This window comes from Paenibacillus oryzisoli (genome assembly GCF_001653565.1).
GTDB classification, from domain to species: domain Bacteria; phylum Bacillota; class Bacilli; order Paenibacillales; family NBRC-103111; genus Paenibacillus_E; species Paenibacillus_E oryzisoli.
This window is the reverse complement of record NZ_LYPB01000087.1, coordinates 87,617-106,770: the sequence shown is the minus strand read 5'-3', so window position 1 is coordinate 106,770 and position 19,154 is coordinate 87,617. Positions and strand designations below refer to the sequence as shown.

The 19,154-nt window shown below is 43.2% G+C and carries 18 protein-coding genes; 13 read left to right on the top strand and 5 right to left on the bottom strand.

Annotated features, from left to right (window positions below; genetic code table 11):
• Positions 1–85: 85 nt before the first annotated feature.
• The 12 genes from A8708_RS27625 (at position 86) to cntE (ending at position 13,742) form a co-directional block, all read left to right on the top strand.
• Positions 86–1,207, top strand: a complete 1,122-nt coding sequence (locus A8708_RS27625) for a GerAB/ArcD/ProY family transporter (RefSeq protein ID WP_068669039.1) — start codon at positions 86–88, stop codon at positions 1,205–1,207.
• Positions 1,204–2,715: a spore germination protein gene (locus tag A8708_RS27620; RefSeq protein ID WP_068669037.1), complete on the top strand. Its 1,512-nt coding sequence runs from the start codon at positions 1,204–1,206 to the stop codon at positions 2,713–2,715. The genes A8708_RS27625 and A8708_RS27620 overlap by 4 nt, the downstream gene beginning before the upstream one ends.
• An 8-nt stretch (positions 2,716–2,723) precedes the next feature.
• On the top strand, positions 2,724–3,932 hold the full coding sequence (locus A8708_RS27615) for a Ger(x)C family spore germination protein (RefSeq protein WP_068669035.1): 1,209 nt from the start codon (positions 2,724–2,726) through the stop codon (positions 3,930–3,932).
• A gap of 631 nt (positions 3,933–4,563) precedes the next feature.
• Positions 4,564–5,367, top strand: a complete 804-nt coding sequence (locus tag A8708_RS27610) for a diaminopimelate epimerase (RefSeq protein WP_420848629.1) — start codon at positions 4,564–4,566, stop codon at positions 5,365–5,367.
• Between the two features lie 11 nt (positions 5,368–5,378).
• Entirely contained in the window at positions 5,379–6,173 is a 795-nt protein-coding gene (locus tag A8708_RS27605) for a nicotianamine synthase family protein (protein ID WP_068669030.1), read from the top strand.
• Positions 6,174–6,202: 29 nt separating this feature from the next.
• Positions 6,203–7,498, top strand: coding sequence for an opine metallophore biosynthesis dehydrogenase (locus tag A8708_RS27600; protein ID WP_068669028.1), 1,296 nt, complete (start codon positions 6,203–6,205; stop codon positions 7,496–7,498).
• 17 nt (positions 7,499–7,515) lie between these two features.
• Positions 7,516–9,144 carry a staphylopine-dependent metal ABC transporter substrate-binding lipoprotein gene (gene cntA, locus A8708_RS27595; RefSeq protein ID WP_068669026.1) on the top strand — a complete coding sequence of 543 codons (1,629 nt, stop codon included), beginning with the start codon at positions 7,516–7,518 and terminating at the stop codon, positions 9,142–9,144.
• A gap of 17 nt (positions 9,145–9,161) precedes the next feature.
• Positions 9,162–10,097, top strand: coding sequence for a nickel/cobalt ABC transporter permease (gene opp1B, locus A8708_RS27590; protein ID WP_068669024.1), 936 nt, complete (start codon positions 9,162–9,164; stop codon positions 10,095–10,097).
• On the top strand, positions 10,094–10,957 hold the full coding sequence (gene cntC, locus A8708_RS27585; RefSeq protein ID WP_068669022.1) for a staphylopine uptake ABC transporter permease subunit CntC: 864 nt from the start codon (positions 10,094–10,096) through the stop codon (positions 10,955–10,957). The genes opp1B and cntC overlap by 4 nt, the downstream gene beginning before the upstream one ends.
• Before the next feature lie 3 nt (positions 10,958–10,960).
• On the top strand, positions 10,961–11,785 hold the full coding sequence (cntD, locus tag A8708_RS27580) for a staphylopine uptake ABC transporter ATP-binding protein CntD (protein WP_068669020.1): 825 nt from the start codon (positions 10,961–10,963) through the stop codon (positions 11,783–11,785).
• The gene (locus tag A8708_RS27575) at positions 11,772–12,518 is read left to right on the top strand and encodes an ABC transporter ATP-binding protein (RefSeq protein ID WP_068669018.1); all 747 of its coding nucleotides are present in this window, start codon (positions 11,772–11,774) and stop codon (positions 12,516–12,518) included. Before cntD ends, A8708_RS27575 begins: the two co-directional genes overlap by 14 nt.
• 24 nt (positions 12,519–12,542) lie before the next feature.
• The gene (cntE, locus tag A8708_RS27570; RefSeq protein WP_068669016.1) at positions 12,543–13,742 is read left to right on the top strand and encodes a staphylopine family metallophore export MFS transporter CntE; all 1,200 of its coding nucleotides are present in this window, start codon (positions 12,543–12,545) and stop codon (positions 13,740–13,742) included.
• Between the two features lie 30 nt (positions 13,743–13,772).
• Here the strand turns inward: cntE and A8708_RS27565 are convergent, their stop codons facing one another.
• From A8708_RS27565 to A8708_RS27545, 5 genes are all read right to left on the bottom strand, one after another.
• Positions 13,773–14,588 (bottom strand): cytochrome c oxidase assembly protein, encoded by an 816-nt coding sequence (locus tag A8708_RS27565; protein WP_068669013.1) that lies wholly within the window; start codon positions 14,586–14,588, stop codon positions 13,773–13,775.
• Entirely contained in the window at positions 14,578–15,084 is a 507-nt protein-coding gene (locus A8708_RS27560; protein ID WP_068669011.1) for a DUF2243 domain-containing protein, read from the bottom strand. Before A8708_RS27560 ends, A8708_RS27565 begins: the two co-directional genes overlap by 11 nt.
• Entirely contained in the window at positions 15,077–15,595 is a 519-nt protein-coding gene (locus A8708_RS27555) for a DUF3231 family protein (RefSeq protein WP_068669009.1), read from the bottom strand. Before A8708_RS27555 ends, A8708_RS27560 begins: the two co-directional genes overlap by 8 nt.
• A gap of 102 nt (positions 15,596–15,697) precedes the next feature.
• Positions 15,698–16,285 (bottom strand): RNA 2',3'-cyclic phosphodiesterase, encoded by a 588-nt coding sequence (thpR, locus tag A8708_RS27550; protein ID WP_068669007.1) that lies wholly within the window; start codon positions 16,283–16,285, stop codon positions 15,698–15,700.
• A 25-nt stretch (positions 16,286–16,310) separates the two neighbouring features.
• Positions 16,311–17,174, bottom strand: coding sequence for an MBL fold metallo-hydrolase (locus A8708_RS27545; protein ID WP_068669004.1), 864 nt, complete (start codon positions 17,172–17,174; stop codon positions 16,311–16,313).
• A 276-nt stretch (positions 17,175–17,450) separates the two neighbouring features.
• On the opposite strand from A8708_RS27545, the gene A8708_RS27540 reads away from it, so the two are divergent.
• Positions 17,451–19,124, top strand: coding sequence for a ribonuclease J (locus A8708_RS27540; RefSeq protein WP_068669002.1), 1,674 nt, complete (start codon positions 17,451–17,453; stop codon positions 19,122–19,124).
• The last annotated feature ends 30 nt before the right edge of the window (positions 19,125–19,154 follow it).

Sequence of the window (19,154 nt, the reverse complement as noted above, 5' to 3'; positions counted from 1 at the left end):
TTGGAATGGCTGTATAGGTACCCCTCCGATGCCATCGTTGCATTTTTTTCCTCCATCAGCGGCTCTTAGAGAACGGAGAATATGTATGAACAACCGCCGATCCATACTAACGTCAGGACAGATGTCGAGCCTTTTAATCGCAGTAACAATGGGTTCTGCCATTATTTATATCCCCACACCACTTGTAGGATTTGCAGGGAATGCTGCGTGGATCTCACTCATTGGTGCATTTGGTTTTGGTACACTTGTACTTGCTTGTACATTATATCTACATCACAGTCATGGAGGAATAGGATTAATTGATTATTGTGGGAAACTGATTGGAAGAATTCCTACCATTGTCGTCATGCTGCCCATTGTCTTAATGCTCCTTTTCGCAACATCAGCGATTGTAACAGGCATAAGCGATTTTTTTGCAAGCAGTATGATGCCGAAGACGCCTCCTTATATCTTCTGTTCAATAAGCTTACTTGTCGCTGCCTTAACGGCAAGAGCAGGAATTGTCATTGCGGCACGGGTGTTCGTGCTGCTTGTTCCTGTTATGTTTATATTTACGCTGATTGTTCTGATTATTGCGTTTCCGATTTATGATTGGGGAAGACTCCTGCCCCTACCAGACAAGGGAATTGGCGATCTTCTTCATGGCTTCTATGTGGGTGCTGGTTTCCCTTTTGGTGAGGTATGTCTGTTTCCGTTTTTTCTATCTTTCGCTGCCAAAGATCAGACGCACATACTCTATCGCAGGTTATTTCTCGCCTTCACACTTACAGGTGCGACGATGGTTATTGCCACCGTGTGTACAATCGTGGCTTTTGGCCCAGCTGCAGGACACCTCAGTTATTCACTCTATCAACTCGCGAGTAACATTCAAGTGAATGGCAGCAATGTAAGGATCGAGGCGATTGTAGGCATCGCGATTATTATAGGTTCCTACATGAAGGCGACGCTATATTTATTTGCACTAAATAAACTCATGGTCCGTTTAACTAATGTGAGCAACACTTCTGCTTATGTATACCCTGCGTCTTTGTTATGTACGATGCTATCACTGACGCTATTCTCTGGGCCGGCTGATTTTCAATATCAAGTCTATACCATTTGGCCATTCACGGTAATTTTTATCGGTTGTTCATTAATTTTTGTGCTAACTGTGCTGACTTGGGTTAAAAGCAGCGTCTCTAATCGTCAGAAGGAGAACGAGTCATGACTATCTCAGAGGATCAACCGTTACAGATCCAAGCGAATCTTCTTATTAATAGAGAAACCTTAGAACAGGCGTTCGTTAATTGCCAAGACATTGTGTTCGAGTTACGCAAATACGGCAGTGAGCTTACGTATTCGGTATTGGTGGGGTATTGCAGTTCGCTAGTTACAGATGATAGTGACAGTTATTTAATCAAAGTGCTCAATGACCTTGCCACAGTTCAATCAGCAGATCCTGCTACCATTGATCCCGAAGCCATTGCTTACTTTTTCGGTCATTCCGGAGCGACATCTTTAGGATTATCCATCGTTTCTGAAGTGAAAACGATTGTGGAACTAGTCCTCCAGGGGCATGTCGTCATGCTTTTTGACGGGTGGAATTGTGGGGTTGCTTATAAAGCTGCCACGTTCAATAAACGTCAGGTGAATGAACCGGTAAGTGAGCCTGTTGTTCAAGGACCTCGGGAAGGAACAGTAGAGTCGATTGGGATCAACCTGGGAATGATTCGCCAGCGCGTTCAATCTCCAGAGTTAAAGATTGAATTTATTACAGCAGGGGAAACATTTAAGACAACCATCGCCTTTTGCTACCTAGAGGGTGTTATTCATCCGGATATATTGGAGGAATTTCGCAATCGAATGAATGGCATTGAGCCATATGATGTGCTTGATACGTCTTATATTCAAGACTGGATACAGGACTCTGCTTATACACCTTTTCCGCAATACCGTAATACAGAACGAACGGATGTCGTCGCAGCCGCTTTAATGGATGGAAAAATTGCCATACTTGTAGATAATTCGCCGACGGTGATGATCGCTCCAGCTTTTTTGGTTGATTTTATCAGTACAGGTGAAGATTACTACGTTCGCACGATTTTTGCTTCAATGACTCGATTGGTGCGACTTCTGGCATTCTTCATCGCACTTACGCTGCCGAGTATTTATATCGCGATGTCCACATTCCATCCTGAATTAATACCTTCCGTCTTGTTACTCGCCATTTTAGATACGAGGGAAGGAATACCTTTTCCGGCATTCATTGAAGCCTTGATCATGGAAGTATCGTTTGAATTACTGCGAGAAGCAGGAATTCGGCTTCCAAGACCCGTCGGCTCCGCAGTCAGTATTGTAGGCGCGCTAGTAATTGGACAAGCTGCGATCACGGCCAAAATTACCTCTCCCATCATGGTTATTGTCGTCGCTTTGACGGGTATTGCTTCATTTGCCATTCCACATTACGACATTGCCATTGCTATCCGTGTTCTCCGCTTTCCGTATATGGTTGCCGCATCACTCCTTGGGGGTTTCGGCCTGATGATCATGTTTCTACTCACGTTATTGCATTTAACTTGTTTGCACACGCTAGGACAGCCCTATCTATCATCGATCGCACCTTTCAAATCGAGGGATATGAGGGATATTGTGGTCCGAGCGCCCCTTAGCAAATTTATGATATCCCCTCGGAATCGGCGTTTACTTGGCTCAGCATCACCTCGAAGAAAGAAGTGAGAACAACCATGATGAAGCGATATGTGCGTTTAGGGATACAGCTATTGCTTTATGGATTTGTCGTAACCTTACTAGGAGGCTGCTGGGATAAGAATGAGCTGACACAATGGGGATTTGTACAGGCTGTGGCTATTGATCAAACTGATAAAGGGGGATACCTCGTTACTACGCAAATTTATCGACCAGGCTCGTCAGAATCGAGAAATAATAAGGCAACGAAGGGCATATCGTACCTTACGATCTCTAGCGAAGCTTCGACCATCTCGCTTGCCGCGGCACATATCTCGGGGAAGCTCGGAAGGAAGCTGCAATGGAGCCATATGCGTGCGCTTCTTATTAGTGAGAAGATGGCCGCGAATCGAAATATGGGTGAAATTCTGGACTTTTTCTCGCGTTCACAAGGTCCACGAGGTGCTGTCGCGGTGATGACGACAGAGGGAGAGGCGGGTCGCTTTCTCCTTGTTGATCCCGTCATTGAAAATACAATCGGCCAACAAATGAAAACGGTCGAGGCGATGTCTAATGCTCTTACGGGCATGGCTTCCAAAGTTTCGCTGCTTGATCTTAATATCCTTGCGCAATCACCTCGTTCTTTGACGCTGCTGCCTCATCTTCGACTGCTTCGACAAGAACATTCGCTCTTTATCATCGACGGCATGAACATATTGAGATTTCCGACAGGTACAATCGATCAAGGCTTTATTTCTGCCGAAATCGCTGATAGTATTCTAATGATTCGTGGTGAATTTAAAGAAGGGCTAGTCACAATACCATGCGAGAGTACAACTGCTAAGCTTCATGCGCCAAGTGGTGGTGATTCTTATTGGATTTCCAAGTTACAGTCATCGCTACATGTATCCTCCATGGAAGATAGGCCATTCATTGAGATTCATCTTGAAGTCGATGGGAAGGTTGGGGAAATGAGTTGCTCCAGTATCCTTACGAAAGAGGATCATCAGCTTTTCATCAATCGAATTGAACAGACGATCCATAAAGACACGATAGAAGCCATCCAAAAAGTTCAGAAAATGAAGGCAGACGTCATGTTGGTGGGGCAGAAAATAAAGAGGAGATCTCCTCGACTATGGAAGAAGTGGTCGGAAGGCTGGGATGAACGATTCTCACAGGCAAAAGTTTCTGTTACAGTGAGAGCAAGGTTGACAGATACAGGGATGAATGCAGGTAGTCCGATGGCGGTTCCCCCTGACAACGAATAAACTCAATTGCTGCCTACATGATTCTCTAAAGCGTTCGAAGAACTACATTGTAGTCCTTTGATATCGATGATTTTATTTGAACTAGAAGCTTTATCACAAAATCAAGTGGATTCGCCTGGACCCACGTGGCAATAAACCTGGCATTCGTGCTGAATTCTCATTGGATGAAGAAAAACTTGCTTTTCCTATCCGTGAAAATTATGACGAGACTGATTATTTGACCATATACAAGTCTCCTAATACTAAGACTGTTGAAGCGCTAAAGCGTAACACTAACTGCAAAGATATGTATCTTCATGGACTGCCTGATCAATTGTGAACATGAAGAAACCTCGCATAACATGAAAATAGCACCACTACTATCCGCAGATTCTGCGGGTTTTTTATTGATAGCAACTAACTAATGTTCTGAATTAGAAATATTAAAAGTAATTTTTACAATTAGATTGACAAAAAGGATAGTAAAAGATATAGTTCGAATTATAAATCGTAATAATTACTATTTATTTATCCGTTTCTCAAAATCGTAATATTTACACTTATGTTAACGGGTATATACTTTTACTTGCAAAGGAGGATTGAGGTGGGGAAACAGATCGTGGATTTCGTTAAATGCAGTCCAACCCAAAACATGACGATTCTGGTCAAGTCGAAACACTCGACAGATGCGTACAAACACATTGCTTCCAAGCTTATGTCATACGATAGTGTGTACGCAGAGCAAGTTGGCTATATTGAAACGCCTGTCAACAGTGCAGCAGTCGCTCATCTGCAAATGGCAGGGGGTGAGTTTTGCGGGAATGCGTGCATGTCCTTGGCGGCTTATCTTGCTTCTGAGAAAAGCATGCAGCCCAATCAGTCTACAGACATCCTATTAGAAGTCTCCGGTATCAACACATTACTAACTTGTACGGTGAGGAGAATAGCAAAAGGATATAACTGCAGCGTGACAATGCCGACACCACAACATATTGAAGAACGAATCATCCAATACGAGGGCAACGATTTGGTTGTCACTATCGTGAGGTACGCCAATTTTATACATATGGTTATAGAAGTCGATGAATTTCATTCATCAATCAGAGGTAAAGCGGAATCCTTGGCCAGATTGCTTGGCTTGACAATGGGAGCAAATCTAATCGGGATTCTGCTCTATAAGGTCAATACGGAGGAATTAGCGCCACTCATTTATGTTCCTCATGTAGACAGCATGATATGGGAGCGTGGATGTGGCTCAGGCACAGCCTCTATAGGCGCTTATTTGGCTTGGAAGCATAAAGAAAAGATCTCTGCTGCAATCAAGCAGCCAGGCGGCATCATACAAGTTCATGCAAATTATGAAGAAGTAGACAAGGTGAGTCTTCGTATAGAAGGTATCGTCAATATAGTCGCACAAGGGAAAGCTTTTATTGATATATCCAATTATATTGCTTAGGAGGTACGGGAATGCAGACGGCCGTAACATTACAATCAGCTTTGGTTGAATATTATGAAGAATTTGACGGCTTGGTATCAGGTTATGATCAAACCCTTACTCACAGTTCAGCGTTAGAGGACTTGATTAATCGATATTCTGATTTCATAACAAATTCTACCAACAAAGAGCTTTGGGAAGAGTTAAAACTGGAGAAACTCGAAGAATTAACCCGACTCGTAGAAGCGCTAAGAATGACATCCGCTCAAGCTGTTGCCCATATGGAGAAATATCGTGCATTCAGGCTGCAAGAGGGTATGAATGAGATCTCTGATTATTTTATAAATATTGAAACGTGTATCGATCAAGAGTTTGGAAGTTCACAGGTCACCCCGGATTCAAAAGTCCTATTCATTGGTTCTGGTTCATTCCCGATGACACCGCTCTTGATTGCTAAGCGAACAGGGGCAGTCGTGGTGGGGATCGATATCGATGAAGAGTCGATTGCACTTGGTAAACTAGTCGTTGAAAAACTTGGGCCACAGTTCAACATCCGCTTGGAAAAAACAGTTGTGGCAGATTTACCTTTTACCAAAGAAGCAACTCACATCATTTTCAGTTCAACCGTACCCATTAAATATGAGCTATTAGATCAATTACATGAATTAACGAATGAAAACGTAGTGGTAGCAATGCGTTATGGGAATGGGCTTAAGTCTCTGTTTAACTACCCCATGCATGAAGTAGATATGCGAAAATGGGTGCTGGTTGATACGATTGTACGTCCAGATCACGTGTTCGATGTTGCTTTGTACATAAAAGCTTAACTGGTTTATACGTTGAAAAGGAGGCAACTATGCGTGATTTTAAGCGAATCCTGCTGTTAGGCACAGGACCTGCAACACTTCAACTTGCTGTATCTTTAAAAAATCGGCTTCCTTGCTATCTAGGAATTGCTGGAAGAGTATCTGCCCGCTCTGAACAATTATTCGGTGCACTAGATCAGAACAAACGTCAGGTTCATGTAAATATTCAAAATGAGAAGCATCGTGCATTAGAAGGCATGTGCGTTGTCGATCAGGTTTTCAAAGGATACGATTCTGTAACAGGTAATTGGGATACGCTGTTTATTGCCGTAACGACAGATGCTTATCTCGATGTTCTGAGCCAGTTAAGCGAGGATATTATTACGGGTATAAGGTGCATCATTTTGGTTTCACCTACTCTTGGTTCCAATCGTTTAGTCCGCAATTATATGAATGCATGGCATACAGAAGTTGAAATTATAAGTTTCTCTACTTATCTAGGGGATACACGATGGTTAACGGAGGGTACACTGCAGCCTCATGTGCTGACAACTGCCGTGAAGAAGAAAATTTTTGCGGGTTCAACCCAAATTCACTCTGCGAATATCCTTATGCTACAACAGCTCTTCGAACAATTAGGTATTACACTAGTTATACTGGCAACGCCGATTGAAGCGGAAACAAGAAACATCTCCTTGTATGTTCACCCCGCCCTTTTTATGAATGAATTTTCCCTTGATGCGATTTTTTCAAATTCAGGAACTCAGAAATATGTCTATAAAATGTTTCCAGAAGGCCCGATTACGCAATATGTCATTCGAGATATGCTAAACCAGTGGAAAGAAATCATGACACTGCTAGATACCCTGAAGATCAAGCAGCTAAATTTACTTCAGTTTATGACGGATGATAATTATCCCATCAGACTTGAGAGCCTATCACGTCATGATATTGAACATTTCAGCCAATTCGATACGACTCGCCAAGAATATTTATTGTACATTCGTTATACATCACTGCTCATTGATCCTTATTCCGAACCAGACGAAACGGGTAAATATTTCGATTTCTCAGGAGTTCCTTTTCGAAAATTATTCATAAACAGAGAAGGGGAATTGGACGTCCCGCGCATGCCCAAAGAAGATTATTACCGCACCAAAATCATCCAGGGCATGATGACCAATTTGGGCCTGCAATGTCCCACCATTACTAAGTTTCTGCATACCTATGAGCGCAAACTAATGGAAGCTGCTCAATCTTATCCGCATCACAAACTGTCGCCTGCATTTGAGATTCAAAGTTTTAGTAGCGATATAAAGCGGATAAACAGTGAATTATTTTTATAATATCAGGAGGAATTTCCATGAAAAAAAGGTTAGTTAAGCTACCAATCTTGCTTGTATGTGTATGTGTTCTTGTTCTTGCAGGATGTAGCAGTCAACAAGATACGGTATCGGGTCCAGCAGCAGTTCAATCGGAGAGCCCAAAGAATTCAGAACTGATTTACGCAACAGCGAAAGATATCAATGACATTAATCCACATTTATACACCGGTTCTATGCCCGCTCAAGGGATGATCTTTGAATCCTTAGTTGAAAATACGAAAGATGGCATCAAGCCATTGCTTGCAGAATCTTGGGATATTTCCAAAGATCAAAGGGAATACATCTTTCATTTGAGAAAAAATGTTAAATTTCATGATGGTGAATCGCTAAATGCTTCTGCTGTGAAACAAAACATAGATGCTATCCAGGCAAACGCAGCCAAACACGCTTGGATCAAGCTATCAACCAAAATTGTAAACAGTGAAGTCCTAGACGAGTATACCTTGAAGTTGAAATTGTCAGAGCCTTATTCACCAGCCCTAATTGAATTATCCATGACAAGACCTTATGTTTTCATATCTCCCAAAGATTTTGTTAACGGGGGAACGAAAGAAGGGGTAAGTGGCTACCATGGTACAGGTCCCTATGTGTTGGCTGAACATAAAACGAATGAATATGCGACCTTTGAAGCCAATCAAAATTACTGGAATGGCGAGCCGAGTATCAAGAAAATTACAGCTAAGGTACTACCGTCCGGTGAAACAACGCTCTTGTCCTTACAAAAAGGAGAAATCAATGTTGTATTCACGGATGATCGAGGCACAGATAGCATCGATGTCGAAGCAATGAATAAATTAACTTCTTCAGGTAAGTATCAACTGGTACGAAGTGAACCCATGAATACCAAAATGATTGTCGCCAACAGTAGTAGATCTAGCAGTCCAGTAAGTGAAACTGCCGTGCGTGAAGCTATCTGGTACGCCATTGATCGGGAAACGATTAGTAAAACGATTATGAATGGAACGGAGACTGCCGCCAATGCGCTGTTCTCTTCTAATGTCAATTATGCGGACGTCGATTTGAAGAAGCGTGACTATGATCCCGAAACAGCTAGAAAGATGTTGGAACAAGCAGGGTGGAAATTGGAGAGCGGCGCTGCCAGCAGAACCAAAAACGGTAAGAAACTAAGCATGCAGGTGTACTATGACAGCAATTCTCCTTCGCAAAAAACACAGGCTGAATTTATTCAAAGCTCCTTAAAAAATGTTGGTATCCTGTTGGAACTGAACGGTGAAGATTCCACATCCATCGCAAAAAGAAGATCGACAGGCGACTACGATTTACTGTTTAACCAAACTTGGGGATTAGCCTACGACCCTCAGAGCACGATAGCAGGATTTACCTCGGAATCAGCTTATTTGTATACGACCAAAGGGATTGCCAAAGCGGCAAACCTATACAAAAAAATTGATGAAGTGACCCTATCAACGGATGAGAGAACTAGAAAATCGCTGTACGCTGATATTATGACAATTGTCCATGATGAAGCGGTATTTATCCCGCTTACCAATGGCAAAATGACTGTCGTGGCACCAAAGAATGTAAAAGGCATTTCATTTAAACAAACGCAATTCGAATTGCCGTTTGAGCGATTGACGTTTGAATAACAAAGGAGAGTCTACTTTTGGGAAGGTATATGGTGAAAAGGTTATTCCTCTCCATCCCGTTGCTTCTGATGATATCGTTCGTAACGTTTGTATTGATTAATCTCTCGCCGATGGATCCCGCTGAAACCATCCTTCATGCAAGGGATATACCCCAAATAACGGATGAACTCATTGCTCAAACCAAAGAAGAGTTAGGTCTTGACAAGTCATTCATCGTTCGATATTTTCACTGGCTCTCGGACTTAGTACAATTGGATTTCGGGAACTCGTATACAACAGGAAAACCAGTATGGTCTTTGCTGGCACCGGCATTTCTGAATACATTCAAACTCACATGTGTTGCTTCATTCGTCATTATTTTATTGTCAATCCTGCTTGGAATTGTATGTGCATTGAATGTAGGGAAGTGGGTCGATAAAACAGTCAGAGGTTTTTCATTCTTCCTAACATCCATGCCGCCATACTGGCTGGGTTCACTCCTGATCTGGTATTTCTCCGTGAAATTGGACTTGCTGCCGACGAGCGGAATGCAATCTTATCTGAGTTATATTCTTCCGGTTTCGGTGATCTCGATTGGTTATGCGGGCATTTACTTCCGAAATGTCAGAAGCGCAATGATAAGTAACTTAAATGAAGACTACGTGCTCTACGGAAGAGCTTGCGGCCTATCGGAGAGGAAGATTATCAAACATATTGTACGGAATTCCTTGGGAGTCGCCGTTTCGATATTTTGTATGGCAATACCTACGATACTTGGAGGCACAGTCGTTATTGAAAATGTCTTTGCATGGCCTGGATTGGGTAGTTTAAGCGTTACATCCATTTTGGGCAGAGATTTTCCGATGATTCAAGCCTACGTGCTAATTTTGGGGGTGGCTTTTGTCGGGTTTAACACGATTGCCGACCTGATTCAAGCTGCCTTGAACCCGCGATTAAGGAAGGAAATCGAATGAAGGTTATCACACGTTTAGCCAAAGATAAGCTAGCCATGATCTCCTTGGCGATTATTGCCGTTACGATCCTTCTCGGTCTAGGAGCCCCTATCATGGCCCCCCACGATCCGCAAGAAGTCAATATGAGCCTTCGGTATGCCGGTCTATCTTGGGATTATCTCTTAGGGAACGATCACTTGGGAAGATGCATCCTATCCCGATTGCTGTACGGCATCCGCCCCAGCGTACTGTGGGTTGCCGTTGCCTTGTTCATATCCGTGCTGATTGGGGCCGTATTGGGTTTCCTTGCGGGTTATTATAAAGGTAAAACAGATGCGTTGATCATGAGGATTTGCGATGTTATGCTTTCGTTTCCTGGCTATGTCATGACGCTCGCGATAGTTGGCATCTTGGGAACGGGACTTGCAAATATCCTAATTGCGTTTGTTTGCATGAAATGGGCATGGTTCGCTAGGGTGATCCGTGCCTCTGTTAGTCAGTATTCGGAACTGGATTATGTGAAGTTCGCCAAAGTGGCAGGCATTGGCCCTATGACAATTATTTATCGGCATCTGATGCCGGCCGCACTATCCGATATTGCAGTTATTTCAAGCAGCGCCATGTGTTCGATGATTCTGCAAATGTCAGGTTTCTCGTTTCTGGGTTTAGGCATTCAAGCCCCGCACTCCGAGTGGGGGATGATGCTAAACGAAGCGAGAAGTGTAATGTTCTCCAAGCCCCAGCTCATGCTTGCGCCTGGTTGTGCCATTATGATCATTGTGGCAGCCTTTAATTTCTTATCTGATGCGCTTCAAATTGCGCTAGATCCTAAGTTAAATGCCTCGACAACTAGAATACGGGTAAAAGAGGTGAAGATCTAGATCATGAATATCTTAGAAGTCCAACATTTGAGAATAAGCGATGCGAATACAAGCGAAATCCTTGTTTCTGACAGCTCTTTTTCCTTGAAGCAAGGAAGTTGTCTCGCAATTGTTGGTGAAAGCGGCAGCGGGAAATCGCTGACTTGCCGAGCTCTTATGAGGTTGAATCGGCCCTGGTTGCTTCAATCCGGCGATATCCGTTTCAAGGGCGAAGATATCATGGCACTCTCACCGAAAGAGATGAGAAAGAGAAGAGGCAAGTACCTTTATATGATTGTTCAAAATGGGATGCGTGCCTTTGATCCCTCCTGTGTGGTCGGAGTCCATGCTAGAGAGACGCTTGCCCAGCATTTCAACTGGAGTAAGAAGGATATCGAAGATAAAATGATTCAGGCGATGAAGAGCGTTATGCTTAACAATCCAATGGATACCCTTAATAAATTTCCCCATGAGTTATCTGGCGGTATGCTCCAGCGGTTGATGATCGCTTTGGCTCTTGTTCTAGAGCCAGAGATTATCCTTGCAGATGAGCCGACGACCGCCCTAGATACCATCTCGCAATTCGAGGTGATAGAGCAATTGGTACTCTTGAGGGAGAGAAGTGGTTGTTCCATGATTCTTGTCTCTCACGATCTCGGAATTGTCAACAAGATTGCGGATGAAGTTGTTGTTATGAGAGACGGAGCTATCGTTGAAAGCGGCCATGTTCCTACTATTTTTACAGAAGCCCAGCACTCCTATACCAACTATCTGGTGTCTAGCCGATTGGCACTTGGATCCCGTTATAAAAAGATCATGGAGGAGAGGGTAATGCTTGCTAGTCGTTGAAAACGTGGAGAAGTCGTATCGGAAAATGGGCTTCCTTTCTGCCAAAAGGCACCACATTATTAAAGATATCAGTATTACTTGTGGATATGGCGAATGTCTCGGAATTATCGGCGAAAGTGGAAGTGGCAAATCGACATTAGGGCGGTTTCTTGCCGGTATTGAGAAACCGGATCGTGGAACTATCCTGTTGGAAGGACATAGCGTTGCAGAGCGAGCTGTCCGTGCTGGACGTATCAGCGCAGTGTTTCAAGACTATACCTCGTCAATGAATCCTTTTTTCACCGTTGAACAAGCGATTATGGAGCCACTAAGCATAGGTCGGAAGGCGGTAAGCGAGAATCATAACAAACTGAATCATCTCTTGCACCAAGTTGGCTTGCCCTCCTCCTATCGGACGAAATACCCCCATGAGTTATCGGGTGGGGAAGTTCAACGCGTCTGTATCGCCAGGGCGATTTCAACAGAACCCCTGTACATCGTATTAGATGAGGCGATTAGTTCGCTGGATGTATCTGTCCAAACACAAGTCCTCGATTTGCTCCAAGCATTGAAGGAGATGTATCGCATGAGCTTTATTTTTATAACACACGATTTGCAAGCTGCCGCTTATCTTTGTGACAGGGTCATGATTATGAGAAATGGCGAGAGGGAGGAAATGGTCCCTATAGAACATTTACCGCATGTTCAGTCGGCATATGCGAGTACCTTATTGCAGAAGCAAATCACGTTGTAATTCAGGGGGAAGGAGGAAGAAATTTTGACCGGAGCGTTATCCTGGCCTTTTGTTCGTTTATATATACTTGCACTTCTGTTCTTTAGCGCCAATGCCATTCTGAATGTCCTGATCCCTCTGCGAGGGGAATCTCTTGGAGCCAGTAATACAGCAATTGGTTTGATCATGGGGGCTTACATGTGTACAGCGATGATATTCCGCCCGTGGGCTGGAGTGATCATTAAACAGCAGGGGCCGATTAAAGTTTTGCGTATCCTCCTTGTGGTTAACGGACTTGCCTTGCTACTGTATGCATTCAGCACCTTGGAAGGATTTTTGATTGCTCGGATACTCCAGGGATGTTCGACGGCTTTTTTTTCAATGGCTTTGCAAATTGGGATCATCGATGCGTTGCCAGAAAAAGAACGTTCCCAGGGGATATCACTGTATTCATTATTTACGTATATGCCCGGTATTCTTGGCCCCGTATTGGCGATCGGCATTTGGCAAGCAGGCGGGATGAGTTATTTCACTATACTGTTGGTCGCCATAGCTATCGTTACGGGTGTATTCGGCTACAGCATTCCAATGGAAACGGAGAGAGAGCAACCTGCCGAGAAACAGAGGGAGAGTGAGTTGCAACTAGGTGTACTTCAATCATTCAGCCAACTAGTTAAAAATCCTTATTTGTTCAAAAGCAGCGTCTTAATGTTAACAGCTTCCACTGTATTCGGAGCAATTACGAACTTCCTCCCACTGTATGCTACTCAACTGAAACATGGCAGCGCCGGTATCTATCTTATGATTCAGGCGGGGTTCGTGGTTGCAGCCCGGTTTGCTTTAAGAAAAAAAATTCCGTCAGATGGGATATGGCACACTTACTTTATGATGGGCATCATGCTAATCTTGGCTGTAGCTGTGCAATGTGTAAGCTATTCTCTTGAAGGAGGAATCGTCTTTTTCTACGGGGGCGCCGTGCTTATGGGACTTGCCCAAGCGCTTCTTTATCCGGTGTTAACCACGTATTTAAGTTTTGTTTTACCTCAGATGACCCGCAATGCACTCCTTGGTCTATTCGTTGCTATGGCTGATCTGGGCATGTCTCTCGGTGGTGTTCTAATGGGGCCGATTGCTGATGCGACCTCTTATTCCACTATGTATATGATATGTGCCATGATGAGCGCAGGAATGATTATTTTTGCCTATGAAAAACAATCAAAGATAGCGAGACAAATAGATAACTAGGTATTGTTATTTGGCAACTGGTAATAAGCTTTACTTTTTGGAAGGATAGAGCTCTTTTTGTATTGGAATCACTGTATGGCGAGGGTGTATACTCTTAAACCACTGGGAGAAGAAGATTACTAGGATTAATATCTCAATGGCATCCCCGCCATAATACATCAGCATAGTTCCGTTTGCTACTTGGACTGATGAGAAGATACTATCTAGTGCGTTTGCATACAAAGTTTTTGATAAAATCCCATGAGCTGCCATTGATAAAATAAATGCAATTGAACGGTATGCATAGCTAGTTCGATGCGACGGTTTGTCGATGTAAATCATGGAAGTCGTAAATAGGTAACCTGCCAGAAATACATGAAGATGTACAGCTAGAAATAACATGTAAGAATGATGCATGTTCGCATATAAATTTGTTGTATATAAGATACAGAGCCCGCCAATATTGAGTGTGGAAGATGCAAAAGGATCACTTAGGATACGGAAAGGCAAGCTTCTGAGAATGCGTGCACATCTTCGTGATGATTGCAGGGGAAGGGTCCTTAGAAGTAGTGTTACTGGTGAAGCAAGTGCAATGAATAGCGGAGCCAGCATCCCAAGAAGCAGATGGTCAAACATGTGTGCAGTGAAATTGATGTGTGCAAATCGGGCTAATGGGCCAGCAACAGATAGTAACGCACAGAGTAGGCCAAGAAACCAATAAATTGCGCGTGCGAAGGGCCATTTTCTATACATACGGTTGGACTTCACTACGGCATATAGATAGAGTAAGAGTGCACCTAGACCCAGCAATAGTAGGATGAAATCAGGATTACCATCCATCCCATGCACATGGTGTTCATTCGACATGAGAAGCCTCTCTCTCGATATGTCCATTACGTATATCTTTCCTCGACCGAAGCGTAAATAAGATTCCAATGAGCAGCAGGATACAAGCTCCAATATTCCAAATCATATCGTAAAAAATCACATTATTTGTATATCGAATTTGGTGAAGACGCATGATTTTGTGCTGGATGGTGCCATCATAGAGTTGGAAGGAGCCACTGCCAAGGAAAACACCGCCTATCCACCTTGTGAGATGTAACGATTTTTGACGGCGTAGATCCGCAAACATAAATAGTGATCCAATGGTTGCAAACCAACTGAATGCGTGAAAAAAACCATCTGAAACCAAGCCAATTTGAGTCGTAGATTTGTCGTAGAAGTGATGCCAATGCAATAATTGATGAAATACCGTTTCATCGATAAACCCGACTAAACCAAGGCCGAATAAGAGACCAGAACACAGATTACGTGAGCAGAATCCCACTGGGATCCTGCTCACTTCATTAGCTCTAGGCATTAACAGTCTCAGGTCTCTTGATTTGTAATGGCGGAGGAATGAGCCAACCTTTTTCTTTACTCATCTCAAGGATTTTTAATCCTAATGCTGCTTTAGTTATATGATACTTTGCGAAAAGAGCACCAACATCTTCTCTAATCGATTGTCCCATAGCTTGACTACAAGCAACTAGTCCAAGTGAAGCATCAGCGGCAATTTTAGCTGCAATTTCAGGATCTGTGAATCTTGCACCAGCTGGGATATCTTCATGTTTAACAGATGGTCTTTCAGGAAGCGTAGGAATAGATGGAATTCCGTTATCAATAAGAATTTTATCAAGTTCTTTTATCTCAAGCTTTGCTTGATCAATAAGATCATTCAGAATTTTTTTTAGTTCTTTGTCACCTGAGTGATTCAGATACGCTTGATAACAAGATACAGATCCTTTCGCTACAGTAGATGCCTGCCATACACTAAAAATTTCACCATAGTGCAGCGGCTCATCTTTCGGATTTCCACTTAATATTCCCATTTTATTCTATCTCCTCACATACTAAATTTAACTTTACTATTATGTCTGAATGCCACATTATCATTCATGAATGCTTAAATCGAAACAAAGATATAGGGGAGTTTACTTCAAGTCATCGTCGAAAATAATCGCTTCATACATGGGCCGTTTATGTAAATAACTCCGGTAAAGAATAACTTCATTCGATTTCCACGAAAGTAGGTCTTCAAGGGAAGTATTGGGCATTGTAAAACTCCTCAACATATCACGATCAAATGAAGTCTTGCCTATGTAATTGCGTGCAAGCGTTACGTGTGGGTGAAAACTGCGATCTTCAATAGAAAAGCCAAGTGGAGTAAGAGCATGGGCTACCTGTTTCTGTAAGATGCGAAGCCCCGCTATGTCGCCTCCGACACCGGCCCACAGCACCGAAGGCTGGGGTGATCGCCCGAAGAAGCCGAGGGGTTCCACACGAAGGGAGAGTGGACTTATTACTGACTTTATTTCATGCAAAACTTGATTAATGCGAAGGACACTTCCTGACGGTGTATCTCCGAGAAACTGCAGTGTAATATGCAGATCCTCAGGATGAACCCATTTACGAAAAGATAGCTGTGGTTTGATTTGATCGATCCAGCTGGCGAAAGCATGCTTAATTCCTGGCGGGACCGGTACAGCAACGAATAATCGCACTAGATTGACTTGACTCATGTTAGCCTCGCATTCTTCATTACTTTTACTGACTCTGGTTATCTACATATCGCCCATGGTCTGGGACAGCTATCCGCTTGAAATCGGCTGCCAATTGAGACAAACCACTTGTTAGTTCCTTGCCAGTCATAGGTACCCCATGGCCGGTAATAGCTATATTCGGCTGTAGAGTTTCTAAATGTCTGACCGATTGCTCAGCCTCAGCCCAATCGGTTGTAAAATATACCGGTGGACCGGTTAGCTCCTTTTTCTGAGTTAAAACTTTGTACAGTGAATCCTGCTCAACGGTTACAAAGGCATCACCTGCAAGAAGCGCTCTGTCCTTATCCCGAAAAAGAGAGACATGTCCAGGCGTATGGCCTGGCGTATGGATCCAGCGCCATCCTGGCATGCCAGGGATACTGCCGTTAGAGGGTAAAGCTTGCACATGACGCCCAAGATTAATGGGTTCATTAGGAAATAAGGGTGAGATCTTGGCTATAAGTCCACCTTCAACAGAGCCGTCAGGTTCCGGATAGCTGGCTTGACCGGTTAGATAAGGTATTTCTAACTCGTGGGCATATACCGTTACGTTCCAAGCTTCTACAAGATCAATAACACCACCAACGTGATCAAAGTGCCCATGCGTTAGTATAATGGCATTTGGCTTCGAACCTGCACCAAAACGTTCTTCAACGACTTTCAGAATACGATTGGCGGATTGCGGCATGCCCGTATCCACTAACACCCAATCTTCAGCAGTGCCAACTAAACTTATGTTGACGATCTGATTGGTATAGCAGTATAGATCGACGCTAACCTGTTCACTTTCACCGCTTCTAACGGAAGTCATAGGAATATAATGATTCGCCAATGTATCTTCCATATCCCCAGACTGATGATATTCCATTCTTATTAATTCCTCCTATTGCACAGTGATTTCAAATTCTAACTAGTATGTCCATGCTAAGTTGATAGTAATAACTACATATAGAATTAAATAACTGAAAAGTGAATTTCTGATCATTTTTTTGGGACACACTACTACAGAGGTGATCACATGCGTTGTCTACTTTGCGAAAATGAGCAATTAATAAGAGGAAAAAAGTCGAAGTGTTTCATATGTAATATAATCAATCGGCGAATCTCACCTAGAATTTAACCGTTAGCTATGGAGGTTATTGCATTGAAATCAACCCAGGATAAGCTATCAATCGTAGCTCTTGGTGGTGTGAACGAAATTGGGAAAAATATGTACGTTATTCAATATAACGATGTTATTATTGTTATCGACTGTGGTTCCAAATTTCCAGATGAAAGCCTGTTAGGGATAGATCTGATCATTCCTGATATCACTTATTTGCTTGAAAACAGAGATAAAGTGAGGGGTTTGATTATTACGCATGGACACGAGGACCATATTGGCGGTATTCCCTATATAATTAAACAGTTGAACCTGCCCATTTATGCTACACGTCTTACCCTAGGCCTTATTAAAGCAAAATTAAAAGAACATGGTCTTCTAGGCTCGACTACACTGCATGAGATCGATGCAAATACTAACCTTACATTAGGTGGGATTCCGCTAAGTTTCTTTCGAACGAATCACAGCATTCCTGATTGCCTTGGTATCGTATTTGATACTCCGCAAGGTGTAGTTGTACATACAGGCGACTTCAAGTTTGATTTAACGCCAGTAAACGAGCAATATGCAGATATTCATAAAATGGCAGCGATCGGTCAAAAGGGTGTACTAGCTCTACTCTCTGAGAGCACGAACGCGGAGCGTCCAGGCTTCACGCCTTCTGAGCGCTTCGTTGGCGATCATATTGAGGAAGCATTCTCCAAGGCAACAGGAAAAATATTTTTATCGACCTTTGCCTCTAACGTCAACAGGTTGCAGCAAGTCATTGTTGCAGCGGAAAAAACAAATCGGAAAATCGCCCTTTTAGGGAGAAGTATGGTCAATGTCGTAGAAATAGCAATATCCCTAGGCTACTTGAGAATGCCTCCTGATATGTTAATTGAAGCTCAAGATGTGAACCGTTACTCGCCGCATGAGCTCGTCGTCCTCTGTACAGGAAGTCAAGGGGAACCCATGGCTGCATTAGCCCGCTTAGCGAGTGGCACTCATCGCCAAGTCGGAGTTTCTCAAGGTGATACTGTCATTCTAGCAGCAACACCTATTCCTGGTAACGAACGGAACGTAGCTCGTATCGTAGATAACTTATTCGCCAAAGGAGTTAAAGTGATCTACGGCTCTGGATCCGTAACGGGCATGCATGTATCCGGTCATGCCAGTCAGGAAGAATTGAAACTCATGCTGACCTTAATGAAGCCCACATACTTTATCCCTATACATGGGGAGTACCGTATGTTGTATCAGCACCGTTTGTTAGCTGAAGCTGTTGGTGTGAATTCCGATAACATATTTATCATCAATAACGGCGAGGTCGTTGACTTTATAGGCGCAATTGCTCGTCAAGAGCGTCACATTCCGAATGGAAATACACTGGTAGATGGTCTTGGTATTGGCGATGTTGGTCATATCGTTTTACGTGATCGTAAAGTGTTGTCTGAAGATGGCATTCTAATTTTTGTGCTATCTCTCAGTAAATCGGATGGCACCGTTGTAACAGGACCAGATATTATATCCCGCGGGTTCGTCTATGTTAAAGAATCAGAGGAGTTAATGGAGGAAGTGCATCGAATTGCATTAACAACGATCACACAGTTGCAAGAGGCAAAAACGATCCAATGGGGTCTCTATAAACAAGCGCTTAAAGAAGCCGTTGGCAAATATTTATACACCCAAACCAAAAGAATGCCAATGATATTGCCGATTATTATTCAGGTATAATTGCCGTGAATAAGGGTGGGAAATAGCGCC